General features: G+C 47.3%; 13 protein-coding genes. All 13 read right to left on the reverse strand.

Going from position 1 to position 14,624, the window contains the following annotated elements; all coding sequences use genetic code 11:
* Positions 1-669: 669 nt before the first annotated feature.
* The 13 genes from lysS to AA84_RS0110730 all read right to left on the reverse strand — a co-directional run bounded on the left by lysS (position 670) and on the right by AA84_RS0110730 (position 14,469).
* Positions 670-2,160, reverse strand: a complete 1,491-nt coding sequence (gene lysS, locus AA84_RS0110675; RefSeq protein WP_028977194.1) for a lysine--tRNA ligase — start codon at positions 2,158-2,160, stop codon at positions 670-672.
* Positions 2,161-2,328: 168 nt separating this feature from the next.
* Positions 2,329-3,321, reverse strand: coding sequence for a tRNA dihydrouridine synthase DusB (gene dusB / locus AA84_RS0110680; RefSeq protein WP_028977195.1), 993 nt, complete (start codon positions 3,319-3,321; stop codon positions 2,329-2,331).
* A gap of 19 nt (positions 3,322-3,340) precedes the next feature.
* Positions 3,341-3,544 (reverse strand): helix-turn-helix domain-containing protein, encoded by a 204-nt coding sequence (locus AA84_RS18655; protein WP_081787981.1) that lies wholly within the window; start codon positions 3,542-3,544, stop codon positions 3,341-3,343.
* Positions 3,496-4,377 (reverse strand): 2-amino-4-hydroxy-6-hydroxymethyldihydropteridine diphosphokinase, encoded by an 882-nt coding sequence (folK, locus tag AA84_RS0110685; RefSeq protein ID WP_028977196.1) that lies wholly within the window; start codon positions 4,375-4,377, stop codon positions 3,496-3,498. Before folK ends, AA84_RS18655 begins: the two co-directional genes overlap by 49 nt.
* On the reverse strand, positions 4,370-5,221 hold the full coding sequence (folP, locus tag AA84_RS0110690; RefSeq protein WP_028977197.1) for a dihydropteroate synthase: 852 nt from the start codon (positions 5,219-5,221) through the stop codon (positions 4,370-4,372). Before folP ends, folK begins: the two co-directional genes overlap by 8 nt.
* Before the next feature lie 260 nt (positions 5,222-5,481).
* Positions 5,482-6,402 (reverse strand): cysteine synthase A, encoded by a 921-nt coding sequence (gene cysK / locus AA84_RS0110695; RefSeq protein ID WP_028977198.1) that lies wholly within the window; start codon positions 6,400-6,402, stop codon positions 5,482-5,484.
* Positions 6,403-6,552: 150 nt separating this feature from the next.
* The gene (gene hslO, locus AA84_RS0110700) at positions 6,553-7,431 is read right to left on the reverse strand and encodes an Hsp33 family molecular chaperone HslO (RefSeq protein WP_028977199.1); all 879 of its coding nucleotides are present in this window, start codon (positions 7,429-7,431) and stop codon (positions 6,553-6,555) included.
* A gap of 19 nt (positions 7,432-7,450) precedes the next feature.
* Positions 7,451-8,215: a type III pantothenate kinase gene (locus tag AA84_RS0110705; RefSeq protein ID WP_028977200.1), complete on the reverse strand. Its 765-nt coding sequence runs from the start codon at positions 8,213-8,215 to the stop codon at positions 7,451-7,453.
* Between the two features lie 308 nt (positions 8,216-8,523).
* Entirely contained in the window at positions 8,524-10,542 is a 2,019-nt protein-coding gene (gene ftsH, locus AA84_RS0110710) for an ATP-dependent zinc metalloprotease FtsH (RefSeq protein WP_028977201.1), read from the reverse strand.
* 130 nt (positions 10,543-10,672) lie between these two features.
* Positions 10,673-11,209: a hypoxanthine phosphoribosyltransferase gene (hpt, locus tag AA84_RS0110715; protein ID WP_028977202.1), complete on the reverse strand. Its 537-nt coding sequence runs from the start codon at positions 11,207-11,209 to the stop codon at positions 10,673-10,675.
* Complete coding sequence (tilS, locus tag AA84_RS0110720) at positions 11,206-12,642, reverse strand: tRNA lysidine(34) synthetase TilS (RefSeq protein WP_028977203.1); 1,437 nt, start codon at positions 12,640-12,642, stop codon at positions 11,206-11,208. Before tilS ends, hpt begins: the two co-directional genes overlap by 4 nt.
* 155 nt (positions 12,643-12,797) lie before the next feature.
* Positions 12,798-13,745, reverse strand: coding sequence for a protein kinase domain-containing protein (locus AA84_RS0110725; protein ID WP_051575175.1), 948 nt, complete (start codon positions 13,743-13,745; stop codon positions 12,798-12,800).
* Positions 13,729-14,469 (reverse strand): VWA domain-containing protein, encoded by a 741-nt coding sequence (locus AA84_RS0110730; RefSeq protein ID WP_028977205.1) that lies wholly within the window; start codon positions 14,467-14,469, stop codon positions 13,729-13,731. The genes AA84_RS0110725 and AA84_RS0110730 overlap by 17 nt, the downstream gene beginning before the upstream one ends.
* Positions 14,470-14,624: the final 155 nt, after the last annotated feature.

A 14,624-nucleotide genomic window follows, 5' to 3' on the forward strand; every position in this document is an offset into this window, starting at 1 on the left:
CTATGATCCATAGCAAATTGAATTGATTATGGGGTTTAAAAACCCTTTATTCACGCTTGGCTTTTGTTTAGTTTTCAAGGAACATTCTCCATCGCTCTTGAAGCGACTTGAACATCTTATCAAGAATAAGCAATCATGTCAACCCTTAATTACTTTTTTCTTTCAAAGGCTTGTCAGCCTCAAAACGATCTCTTCAATTATACATATGCTCGCTTAAGTTGTCAATATTAATTGACAGCTCTTGTTCAGCAACATGAAAATATATTACCAGCATATAATGTCTTTGTCAACGGAAAACAAGAACTTTTTTACATCCATTGCTGTTTTTTACAAAATGTCTCGAACACCCTTTTAGCCTCACTTCATTCAGATCTATGCGGCATCTACGCTTAATGCCGGCTCTAAGCATGTTTAGGTAACCCCCATAGATGGAAAAAAGCAAAAGAGCAGACCCTACGCAAACAAAGGCTGACGACAAGCGCTGTAAACACCCGCGAGTGCGGTTTAAGCGACATTGGCATACAATAATAGAGACCGTTCCAAAAGGTCCTTGTTATGCGGCGCGGCAACCACCAGAGGACATCTCAACATCATAGATTTTTGAGATGTCCTTATACAGAAAATCGTCCACTCTTGCTCAAGAGCGGACGATTTATAAATCAAAATTCATTAATCTTTTTTTCTCATTTGCGGGAACAGCAGCACATCGCGAATCGACGCTGAATTGGTAAGAAGCATAATCAAACGGTCGATTCCGATTCCAAGTCCCCCAGTAGGCGGCATGCCATATTCCATTGCTTCCAGGAAGTCTTCATCGATCACTTGCGCTTCGTCGTTGCCCGCTTCACGTTCACGCATCTGATCTTCAAAGCGTTGGCGCTGATCGATCGGATCATTCAATTCGCTAAACGCATTGCCGTGCTCGCGGCCGACGATGAACAATTCGAAACGATCACTGAAACGCGGATCTTTTGGGTCTTTCTTCGCAAGCGGAGAAATCACAACCGGGTGTCCATAAATAAAGGTTGGCTGGATGAGCGTTTCTTCGACCTTTTGCTCAAAGAATTCATTAACTACATGCCCATAAGTCATATCTTCTTTTACAGATACACCGTTTTCGGCAGCCAATTTTCGCGCGTCCTCATCACTCATCTGCGGCCACAGGTCAACACCGGTTTGTTCCTTAATCGCGTCAACCATATGCACGCGGCGCCAGTGCGGCTTCAAATCAACCTTCGCATCGCCATAAGTAATTTCGGTTGTTCCGAGTACCTTCTGCGCGACGGAAGAAATGAGCTTTTCGGTGAGTTCCATTACATCACGCAAATCTTGATAGGCGGTATAGAGTTCCATCATCGTAAACTCAGGATTGTGCTTCGTTGATACACCTTCGTTGCGATACACACGGCCAATTTCGTAAACCTTCTCAAAGCCGCCGATGATCAGACGCTTAAGATGTAACTCGATCGCGATGCGCATATACAGGTCCATATCCAAGGCATTATGGTGTGTAATAAACGGACGCGCCGCCGCACCGCCCGGAATGGAATGCATCGTCGGCGTTTCAACTTCCAGATAGCCTTGTCCATCCAATTCGTCGCGCATCGCTTTAATAATTTTACTTCTTAGGATAAATGTTTCTCGAACTTCAGGGTTCACGATCAGATCCAAGTAACGCTGACGATAGCGCTGCTCTACATCTTTAAGCCCGTGGAACTTGTCCGGGAGTGGTCGCATCGCTTTGGAGAGAATCTCAAACTTGTTGACCTTTATCGAAAGCTCGCCAACATGGGTTTTAAATACTATTCCCTCAACGCCGACAAAATCACCGATATCAATATGTTTGAAAATCTCGTACTGTTCCTCTCCGACTGCATCCTTGCGAATATACAGCTGGATACGGCCGCTGAAGTCTTGAATATCGGCAAATCCCGCTTTTCCCTTGCGTCTTTTCGCCATTAAACGGCCGGCCATAACAACAGCAACCGGATTCGCTTCTAACTCTTCGGTTGTATGATTTGCGTAACGTGAACGAATGTCTCCTGTATCATGGGTGCGGTCATAGTGACCACCGAATGGATCAATTCCTTGTTCAAATAAAACCTTCAGCTTCTCGCGACGGGCTTGAAGCTGATCGGTCAGATCTACTCCTTGACTCATTAATTGTTCTACCTCCAGTCGTATCCTGCGGGCGCTAAAACGCGCCGATGCAGGATCGAGCGCTTCTCAGTTACCGACACATCTACATCATAAAGAAAACTGCCAGTTAAGCTACCGGCAGTTCTATATCTAACCGAATTATAGAGAATAAAAAAAACACTGTCAACCTCAGACCGTGGGTGCCGCTTCAGGTTGAAGGGTTTCACGAAAGTCAATCAACACCTGTCGAAGCTCTTCTCCCGTTTCACACTGATTGATTCGCTTACGCACTTCATTGCCGCCGCTTAGGCCCTTCATGTACCAGGCGGCATGCTTGCGCATTTCCATCGATGCAATATGCTCGCCCTTCAATTTGCTCAGCTGATCGAAATGAATCCGGCAAACATCGACTTTCTCTTTGGCTGTCGGTTCCGGCGGCAGTACACCACTCTCAAGGTATTTAACCGTCCGGTACAGCATCCACGGATTCCCAAGTGCGCCGCGTCCGATCATAACGCCGTCCACACCGGTTTCATCAAGCATTCGTTTCGCATCCACCGGGGTACGGACATCCCCGTTTCCAATCACCGGGATACCGACGGATTCCTTGACTTGGCGGATAATATCCCAGTCTGCAACGCCTTCGTACATCTGTACGCGTGTACGTCCATGTACCGCAACCGCCTGTCCGCCGGCACGCTCAACCGCCTGTGCGTTGCGTACCGCATAAATATGGTCATCATCCCAGCCTTTGCGCATTTTTACCGTAACGGGTTTATCAACCGCATCGACGACGGCAGCAACCATCTCATAAATTTTATCAGGATCAAGCAGCCATCGTGATCCGGCATCACACTTCGTGACTTTCGGTACCGGGCAACCCATATTTATGTCAATGATATCTGCATTTGTATTTTTATCCACATATTTCGCTGCCTGAACGAGCGTTTCTCGTGAACCACCGAAAATTTGCAAGCTCAGTGGTCTTTCCCGTTCATCAACATACAGCATATCCAAGGTCCGTTGATTGTGATGAATAATGCCGCGGTCGGCGACCATTTCTGCGCATACGAGTCCGGCGCCGAAACGCTTAGCAATCAGGCGAAATGCTGTATTGCATACGCCGGCCATTGGCGCAAGGATGACTTGATTTTTCATCTCAATCGGACCAATCTTTAACAACCGAATCATCCTTTCTTTTCTAGAGCTCCTTCATCTCCTGAAGAGATACGCCTAGTTTATCACAAATTTTAACCAGAAGGTCTGCATCCGGATTACGGCTTTCTCTTTCAATTTCACCTAAAAGGGTCAAAGAGACACCCAATTCTTTTGCAAAAGTGGCTTGCGTATAGCCCTTTAGCTTTCGAAAAGCCCGAACTCTCCGTCCCCATTGTTCTGTTTCCATAATCGCACTCCCTCTTCTTCATTGAGATTTTGCCACAGCGTAAGCACCGAATGATTCTCTCTTGGGATCACCAGATGGGGCGCAATCTCAGCAAGCGGTTTGAGGACAAAGGCGCGGCGTGCAATGTCGGGATGGGGCAGTGACAATACTTCGGAATAGGTCATCTCTTGACCAAAAAGAAGCAGGTCAAGATCAATCGTTCTTGGTCCCCAATGCACTTCCCTTGTTCGGTTCAAATCTGCTTCGATCGTTTGCAACTTCTTCAAAAGTGCAAGAGCTGGAAGCAGCGTTTCAATCTGCGCAGTCATGTTTAAAAAGTCTGCCTGCTCAACCGGCCCATAAGGATCGGTTTCATAGATTGAGGAGCAGCGAACAATTTGCACGCCTTGTTCTGCCTGCAGTCCCTCAAGTGCACGTTTCAAAAACCCTGCCCGGTCGCCCATATTCGACCCGAGGCCCAAATAAGCGGTTGTGCGCCGGCGTTCAATAAATACCGATACCGAGTCATAATTCCCGGCAATCGGCGGATTGGGTTTTACTACATGCACGCGACATTCGCGGACCACAGAATAATTTTGCAAGACCGTTTCAGCGATCTTTTCTGCCACATGTTCAATTAATGCACATGCCGGCCCTTCAACGATCTCCTTCACTCTGGTATAAACCTCTGCATAGTTCACCGTCTGGTCAAGCCGGTCGGTGCTTCCGGCACGATAGAGATCCAAGATCAGCGAAACATCAACATCAAAACGCTGACCAATACGCCGCTCTTCCTCAAGTGCACCATGATAGCCATAAAATTGCATTCGATTTAAACGTATCGCGTCAGTCAAGATGATCCTCCTGCAGCATCGCGTCCATCATTTTTGCCATACGCGCCATTTCACGTACATCATGAACACGCATCATTTGACAACCTTTCGCTATGCCCAGACAAACCGTCGCTCCCGTACCTTCCACACGCTGATCCACCGGCAAATCTAGGGCTCTTCCAATAAACCCCTTGCGTGAGGTGCCAAGCAGAATAGGATAGCCCAGTTCATGAAGTGCATCAAGATGATTCATTACATAGAGATTCTGTCGATCATCTTTTGCAAAGCCGATACCCGGATCAAGAATGATGTTCTCCGGGACAACACCGGCATCCAGCACGCGGTCAATGCTCTCTTGAAGATCCCGCTTCATGTCTTCGATAATCCGATTGTAGTGATTGTTGTCCCGATTATGCATGAGAACAATCGGCACCTGATATTCAGCAGCAACTTTTGCCATTTCCGGGTCTGCTTTAGCTCCCCAAATATCATTAATTATATCTGCACCCGCATCCAACGCATGTCGAGCCGTTTCCGCTTTATAAGTGTCAATGGATATCGGAAGGCTCGTCTGCTTACGCACCGCCTGAATCATCGGCACAACGCGGGCTATTTCTTCATCCAAATCAACGGGAAGATGTCCCGGACGTGTCGATTCTCCGCCGATATCTATGATGTCGGCACCATCGCTTTCCATCTGCCGTGCATGCTGAACAGCAAGGTCTAAATGGTTGAAGCGTCCACCATCGGAAAAGGAGTCCGGAGTCACATTCAAAATCCCCATAATCACAGTTTTTTTCCGAAAGTCAAGCGTCGTTTCCCTGACCTTGAGCAGATGGTAGGGTGAAAGCTTATATGTGTTCACAGATTTAGTCCATCCTCCTGAAAAACTATCGATTTGATAAAAACAGTATAACACAATCACGGCCTATTCCTCAGTTGCAAAAATGGAACAAAGTACCCTATGCCGCAACGGCTATAATGAGAAAAACCAGGTGCGCTGCTGTGACCCTCTAAGTTGAATTTCATCGTTCAACTTTAAGGGGACAGTTCACGCCCTGGTCTTTTACCGTCCTTCTGCAATCAGCTTTAACTCATGCATCAGACTCTGTTATTTAGTAGCAGTTACTCCTCAACCTGATAGAGCGGTGTGCTTAAATAACGCTCGCCATTATCAGGCACAATGACTACAACTTTTTTGCCTTTGCCCAGTTTCTTTGCAACCTGAACGCCGCCGTAGATTGCGGCTCCACCGGAAATGCCGGCAAGGACACCTTCTTTTTTACCCGCAAGACGCGCATACTCAAATGCTTGTTCGTTTGTCACATCCAGCACTTCATCATAAATTTCCGTATCCAAAGTATCAGGAACAAATCCTGTACCAATTCCTTGAATTTTGTGCGGGCCACCCTTGCCGCCGTTCAATACCGGTGAATCCTTTGGCTCAACTGCATAGACTTTGATGTCGTTAAATTTCTCTTTCAGGGCTTTGCCGCTCCCACTAAGCGTTCCGCCGGTTCCAACACCGGCAACAAACGCATCCAGCGTGTCAAATGCAGCGGCAATTTCCTTACCGGTCGTTTCATAGTGTACCTTCGGATTTGCCGGGTTCTTAAATTGCTGTGGTAGGAAATAGCCTTTCTCTTTGGCAAGTTCTTGTGCTTTTTCAATTGATCCCTTAATGGCTTGGGCGCCTGGCGTTAGAATAACTTCCGCGCCGTAGGCCTTAAACAATTTGCGTCGTTCAATGCTCATTGTCTCCGGCATAACCAAAATGGCTTTATAGCCCTTCACTGCAGCGACCAGAGCCAATCCGATACCCGTATTACCGCTCGTCGGTTCAATAATCGTATCGTTTGGCTTCAATTTTCCTTCCTTTTCAGCCGCTTCAATCATGGCCAATGCGATTCGATCCTTCACACTGCTTCCCGGATTGAAGTATTCAAGTTTTGCGTACAGCTCTGCATCGTTTTCATCTGTTAAGTGGTTGAGACGAACAATAGGCGTATTTCCAATCAATTCCGTAACCGAATTTGCAACAGTCATGAAGATCCCCCTCTTAAATCCTTAGTAATCATGTATGATTTATACACTATATTATCAGTACAACCTGCGAGCGTCAAATAAAAAAACAGCTTTTGTCCAAAAAAAGAGCGTCTCCCTCACTGTTCCTAGCGTTTGAGACACCCTTCTTGCTTAATTCTTTTCAGCAATTAATGCGTGTAATTCATCGGCGCTGAATTGGTAATGCGTTCCACAAAAATGGCAAACGACCTCTGCTCCATGGTCTTCATCAATCATGGCTTGAATTTCCTTGACGTCAAGACCTTGCAGCGATTGGCCGAATTTTTCCTTTGAACAGCCGCAATGAAAAGCTGCTCCGTGCTTTTCCAGCACCTTGTAATCCCCGTCCGGGAAAAGGTCGTCCAGCAATTGTTCCGGTGAATGGCCCGCATCAATTAATTTTGAGATGGGTGGAATGGCCTTTAACCGCTCTTCCAGCCGATCGATCGCTGCATCATCCGCACCGGGAAGCACTTGAATAATAAATCCCCCCGATGCCTTCACCGACTGATCCGGATTAACAAGTACACCGACACCAACAGCTGAAGGGATTTGTTCTGAGCGAGCATAATAATACGTAAAGTCGTCGCCAAGCTCTCCGGAGACAATGGGCACACGTCCGGTAAAATTCTCTCTCAGTCCAAGATCTTTGACCACACTCAGAAAACCATTGTTGCCAACCGCGCGCGCAACATCAAGTTTTCCATGAGCATTCAATTCAAAATGTACTTGGGGATTGGTTACATAGCCGCGTACCCGACCGTTGGTATCCGCATCGGCAACAATCGCTCCAATCGGGCCACCGCCTTGTATCGTAACCGTTACTTTCTCATCACCTTTTTCTTGCACGGCCATCATCATCGTTGCGGTTATCGTTCGCCCCAGCGCTGCCGTTGCTGTCGGCCATGTATGATGGCGCTTTTGTGCTTCGTTCACCGTCTCCGTAGTCACCGAAGTGATCACACGAAGGCTTCCGTCACATGCGAGTGCTTTAATAAAATAATCGCTCATATGCAGACCTCCATTCAAGTTAAGCATTTTGCAGATAAACCAGATAAAGTCCTTTAAGGGTCAGAAAGGGATCAACATGATCAATCACATCGGTTTCATTCGAGATCAAGCGGCACAACCCTCCGGTTGCGACCACAACCGGATCTCCCACTGCCTGCTTCTTCATCCGCGAGACAATGCCTTCCACTTGTCCAACATAACCGAAAAGCACACCGGACTGCATGGCGTGAATCGTGTTCCGCCCAAAAATGCTCGGTGGTTTCGTAATTTGAATTCTCGGCAATTTCGATGCACGCTCATACAATGCCTCCGTCGCAATATCGATTCCAGGTGCAATGGCACCGCCAATATATGCTTGTGTCTCGTCGATGTAGGAATACGTCGTTGCGGTTCCAAAATCAATCACAATCATTGGTGCCTGGTAGTCATGGATGGCAGCAACTGCATTGACAATCAAGTCTGCACCAAGTTCTCTCGGATGTTCATATTTTAAATTCAGGCCGGTCTTAATTTCAGGGCCGACAACAATCGGCTGAAGGTGAAAATATTTTGTACACAACCGTTCTAACGCGAACATTATCGACGGAACTACTGAAGAAATCACCACTCCGTTGAAATCTGCAAACGAGAGCCCTGCATATTTAAAAAGATCGTTAATCAGCATACCAAACTCATCTTCAGTTCTTTCACGATCGGTCGATACGCGCCAGTGATTGGTCAATACACCGTCGGCATAGGTGCCGAGCACAACATGCGTATTGCCAACATCACAAACAAAGATCATCTTTTTTCCTCCTGTTTCACAACCGTCTTGTGGAAATCGCTTAAATACCGGGCTGCGCTTGGCCTTTGCTATCAATTTTGTGCCTGACGGGCACTACAGCTGCTCGCATGCCGCGGCGATCCAGGAGCCTCCTCAGCTCGGGTCTAAGGAATGCGAGTCTGGTCTGCGATCACCAGAGACACTGTGTGGTTGGTTCACACCCTATTAACTCTGCAAAGCGCTTATGCCTTCCACCCTGTAAGAAAAAAGGAGACACTCCCTAATCTGGAGAGTCCCCCTTTATTTTATACAACAGCAAGTTTTAAAAATCAGAGCTTATGCCCGTCATCCTTGTTCACTTGATCCGATGCATCCGGTGTCTCGGTCTTTGCCTCAACCGGACGGTCCTCTTTTGGATGAATCGTCACCTTAACATCGGTAGCAGGTTTCTCTGCCCCCTCATCCGGAGCAACCGCTGTCGCATCTTCTTTACTGCTGTCTTCTGAAGCATAACGCGTCTTGCTTGGTTCAATATACTTTCCTGTTTCATACAACGATTTGATCTGCTCTTCTTCCAGTGTCTCCACTTTAAGCAGTGTCTGAGCAATCAGGTCCAGCTTATCGCGATGTTCCAGAAGCAGCTTCTTGCATCGCTCATACTCTGACTTAACCAGACGCTGCACTTCCTGATCAATCTCAAAAGCAATCGCATCACTATAGTTTTGGTCGTTTTGAATATCACGACCGAGGAACACCTGGCCGCTGTCATTATTGCCAAATTGCATTGGGCCAAGCTTATCGCTCATACCGAATTCAGTAACCATTCGTCGAGCAAGACCGGTGACACGCTGCAGATCATTGCTTGCGCCTGTTGAAATTTCTCCGAATATAATCTCTTCAGCGACGCGTCCGCCGAGCAGACCACATATCTTTTCGAGCAGTTCCGGCTTGGTCATGAAGTAGCGGTCTTCTTTCGGCAGCGAGACGGTATAGCCGCCAGCCTGACCACGAGGAATAACGGTAACTTTGTGTACTTCATCAGCGCCCTCAAGTGCAAGACCAATGATGGTGTGCCCGGATTCGTGATAAGCGACAATGTTTTGTTCTTTTTTCGAAATAACCCGTGATTTCTTGGCAACGCCGGCAATCACACGTTCAACGGCTTCATCAATGTCTTCCATATTGATTACCTTTTTATTGGCCCTAGCCGCAACCAGCGCTGCTTCATTCAGCAAGTTTTCCAAATCGGCGCCCGAGAAACCTGGGGTTAGTTTTGCTACAGTCTTTAGATCAATTTCTTTGGCAAGCGGCTTGTTGCGGGCATGTACACGAAGTACTGCCTCGCGGCCGACAAGATCCGGACGGTTAACCGGAATTTGGCGGTCGAAACGGCCCGGACGCAGAAGAGCCGGGTCCAGAATATCCGGACGGTTAGTGGCTGCAATGATAATAATACCTTCATTAGCGCCGAACCCATCCATTTCAACGAGCAGTTGATTCAAGGTTTGTTCGCGTTCGTCATGACCGCCGCCGAGACCGGCACCGCGCTGACGGCCAACCGCATCAATTTCATCAATGAATATAATACATGGCGAATTCTTCTTTGCCTGTTCAAACAAGTCGCGCACACGCGATGCACCGACACCGACAAACATTTCAACGAAATCTGATCCGCTGATCGAGAAGAACGGCACGCCCGCTTCACCTGCTACCGCACGCGCCAGCAAGGTTTTACCGGTACCTGGAGGGCCTTCAAGCAAAACCCCTTTCGGAATCCGGGCACCCAGAGACACGAACTTACGCGGATCTTTCAAGAAGTCGACAATCTCGACAAGTTCCTGTTTTTCTTCATCTGCCCCGGCCACATCTTTAAATGTAACTTTCTTCTTATCTTCCGAATAGAGCTTCGCTTTGCTTTTGCCGAAATTCATAACTCGGCCGCCCTGTGCTTGATTCAACAAGAAGAAAATCAAGAAAAAGATAATTGCAAAGGGAATTAACGATGTAACGAATGTTAACCATCCGTTTGCACGTTCCTCCGGTTTTACATCCAATTTGTATTGCGCGGCCATATCCGTAACTTGGTTAACGGCCTTGTCGCTTGCCGGCAAATAGGCCTTGAACGTCGTATTTTCATCCGCGCTTTTCAAATGTCCTGTTGCTGCATAGACACTGCCTTCCGGTTGTAAGGTCAGCTGATCTACATTACCCTGACTCAGGTTGGTTTGAAAAGCACTGTAAGTCATCGGTTTCACGGTGCGGTTTGTTTCCGTCAGCCAGCTTACGATCCCGATGATCACTAAAGCAATAAATAAATATATGATAATATTCTTAAAAAGTCGATTCATGCCTTACCTCCTCCCGCTCTAAAAACAATCATAATTTATAGTACCACATACAAATGTTGCCACTCAACAAATTACATTTTTACCATTGGCGGGCCTCGTTTCGACTTCCGCCCTGTTTATCGCTTCCTTATTACTGATAGATCTCAGGCTTCAGCACACCAATAAATGGAAGATTGCGGTATTTCTCAGCATAGTCGAGACCATACCCCACTAGAAAGGCATTAGGAACCGTGAATCCCGACAAATCGGGAGCGATCTTCGCCTTCCGTCCTGACGGCTTATCCAGAAGCGTCACAATTTTAATGGACTTCGCTTTCCTCGTTTTAAATAGTTCGACTAGATAGCTTAAGGTAAGTCCGCTGTCAATAATATCCTCAATAATTAATATATCCCGGTTTTCCACTGTTGTATCCAAATCCTTGAGAATCTTCACTTCACCTGAAGATACGGCAGAATTGCCATAACTGGATACATCCATAAAATCAATTTCAATCGGAACGGTGATTTTTTTGACCAGATCAGCCATAAAAGGAAGGGCTCCTTTTAATACGCCGATCACGAGCGGAAAGGACTGTCCGTATTCTTCCGAAAGCATTACTCCGAACTCACTGACCTTCTCTTGTATTTCACGCTCCGTAATTAATATTTCCTTGACGTCATCCTTCATGCCTGCGTCCTCCCAAATCCTGAAAACGGTATAAATTTAAGCTTAACATATTCTTTTTTCTCTGAAATCCGGGGTGATGGCCATGCAATGCCCCGTTTCAACAGCGGCAGCCAAAGTATGCGGCCGTCTGAATCCGTAATCAACGGCCAACGGTTTCGCTGATTACGGTCAACTTTTGCGTTAATAAATATACGCTGGATTTTCTGCGAGCCCGTCATTCCATTCGGCCTCATTCGGTCTCCGGGACGTATTGTTCGCACATAAAGCGGCAGCGAAACGTCTGCCGGATCAAAAATGAGACAAGAAGCGTCCAATGCATCACGCTTCAGAAAATCAATACCTAAAGCGTCTGCTTCAAAAGTACCGGACGGACAATCCGTTTGACCGGGAATGGTTAATTTGATTGGTTTGCTGACCTCGTCTTCTGCTGGCAGAAACCCGATCATGCAGGTTTCATACGAAATGCTTGCTGTTAGGCCACCGGGTAGAGTCATATATCCCGAGGAACGGCCGGCATGCAGAAACTGTAATAGGCCTTCAATATGTATCGGCTGGTGCATCGGCTGCAGCTGTTGATTTGTGTAGAGATAACATAATACTAGATGAATTGTCCGCCTTTGTAAAGCAGGATGGACCGCAAGAAGATCAGGAATTGAAAGCGCATAGATTGATTTTTGCTTTTTTAAAGTAACCGATTTCAGCTGCGCCTTAGCCAACTCATTGAGCAACGATTCATCCTCGCTCATCCGCTCGCTTTCGTATTGAAATTTAAGATGGACTTTAGGATTTTCCTTTTTTAAAAAAGGGAGTACATATTTGCGAAAGCGATTGCGCGTATGCACGTCTGATTGATTCGAAGGGTCATTTCTTGGGACAATACCGTTTGCAGCGCAATAGCGTTCCAGATCACGCTTTGTCTGTGAAAGAAACGGACGAACAAGCGTTTTTCCGGCAAAGGGACGGCGTACAGGAATTCCCGCACGGCCAATGCCGACTGTCCCACGCACCGCACGCATCAGCATCGTTTCCACCTGATCATCCCCATGATGGGCCAGAACCAGTGCATCAGCTCGGAAGCTGTCCATTGCTTCCGCGAAAGCTCGATAGCGCAACGCGCGTGCAGCGGCTTCGAGGCTGATCTTTTGCGCATGGCTCCATGCACGTGCGTCCACCTTTTTCCCTATAAAAAGGATATCCCTTTCCGCGCAAAAACATGCGACATAATTTAAGTCTTCGCTGCTATCCTTTCCACGTAGTGCATGATCCACCGAACAAACGGCGAGTTCAAGCCCCCATTCACGCTGCTTTTTCTCGAAATAAAGAAGCAGCGCCATGGAATCCGCACCGCCGCTGACCCCAAGCAGCAGGCGGGATCCGCGTTGAATTAAATGATGACGCTCGATAAATTGCGTCACGTTTTCATTAACGGTCATCGTAGAATTCTCCCTTGCCTCCGGTCACCTTTTACACGATAAGAAAGCATAAAATTTCAAAGAAAATAGTATCCGTGCAACGAGGTCTTCGCTTTCGTCAAAGACTTAGCCAAGCCAAGTTTTCTTTATAATGTATGTCCACCATACGCTAAAAATCACATCACGTAAATAACGACAAATAAAATATAGGCGGTAATTAATACGGAAGCAGCTGCCCAGGCCGGCCGCCAGCCGTTTTGGTTACGTTTGATCGCATGTCTCTGCTGCCGATGCTGATGCCGCTTCACTTGCGGCGACAGCGGCGGCGGACTTGCCATGATTTCGAAAAGCAGTGCCTGCCGCAGTTCTTCTGCGCGCGTATAGTGCCCCTGCAGCGCCTGCAGGAGTGGACGGTGAATCGTTGCAAACTTGGGGTGGGTTTTAATTAAATGAATCAGCTGTTGCTGCGGTGCGCGTGATCGCTCGATTCGTTTTCCAAGTGCCGCATTGATTAAGATCATCACACAGGCAAACAAATCATAACTGGGTTCCGCGCGACGGCTGCCGATCCCCCAATACCCGCGGTCAAAAAATTCCGTATATTCACGAACCGACCTGCCAATGCGGGTCACACCACCAAAGTCAAGGCAGCGAATGGAATGGCCCGGATGCATCAGGATCAAATTCTCCGGCTTCAGGTCTCCGAAAATATAGCCGGCCTGATGAAGCTGGCTGAGTTGTTTGAGCAGCTGCAGCATGTACACAAGTACCCAGTCAAACGGTTTCCGTTTCAGCGCTGAAGAAAGCGATTCGCCTTTCAGATATTCCATTGCACAGAACCCAATGGTCCGTCCACCATGTATCCAGTCGTCGCTATCATACAAAGAAGGCCCCAGAGGACCTCCTTGAAGCTTTTCGAACTGCTGAAGCACATGAACCTCTGAAATCAATGAGGCGCGGTCTTTGGCTAACTTAATGGCGACTGTACGCGCACCGTCATGACCCAGATATACCGTGCCTTGAGCACCGCTTCCTAACCATTTGACCAACCGATATTGCTTTCGGTGCCATTTGCCGACGATGACCGTGCCTGCTGCAAAGCGCAAATCATCTCGGTCCGTCATCATAGGCCTCATCATCATTGCGGAAGAACCCGTGTTTTCTGGACAGTGAAGCGAAACTTTTTACCGCTTCTTTAAGCGCCGGTCCGGTAGGCGTTATCCCATGCGAGCTGATTTTATCAAAAGTACGTTCAATATCATCCAATTGAGGTGTCCAAGCAACCACCTTTTGAACAGATTTTCGTTTCCCGGGAAATAAATACAAACAAAATTGGTTTTCGCCCATTCGTGCCGATAAGCTGAGCGATAAATCGGTCAACGCCTCGCGTACCGTTGGTAACTTGTTTTTCATGCTGGCGCTGGTATCCACAAGAATACAAACTTGAAGATCCGATGTCTCTCCAACTTCCTCAACAACTTCCATGACTTCGCCGCGTTTTTCAGGTGGGAGATCTTCCACAGTACCCGAATCACCGAGGATATCCTGCAGCTGCTGATTGATCACCCCAGTGATCGTCTGAGTCATCGCCTGTTTGGTCACCATTTGAACCGTTTGGGCCAATTGTTTTGTCTGAACAATCTGACTGATCCCGCCACCTGCCTCAGCAATGTTTTCGATTTCATGAAGTCCGTGGCCATCCTCGGTATCATATTTATCCAGCACGCCAATGACATTCACCGTAATTCCCTGTTCACGCGCCAACGCAGCCATTGCCACCGGATCTTCTCCTTCATTGGAACATCCATCCGTGATTAATAGAATTTGCTTTAACATGCCTTTCTTCATCGAACTTTTCAACTCCTCCTTGAAACTAGCATTATGATCGACAGGAAAAGTAGATTTTATACCGTTCGATAAGAAAAACCGGGCAAAATACGCCCGGTCCTTTTTTGTTTAGAGATAATCTTTAATTCTGTATTCCTGGCCGTGAACCCCTTTGT

This window comes from Sporolactobacillus terrae DSM 11697 (assembly GCF_000648615.1).
Classification (GTDB): domain Bacteria; phylum Bacillota; class Bacilli; order Bacillales; family Sporolactobacillaceae; genus Sporolactobacillus; species Sporolactobacillus terrae.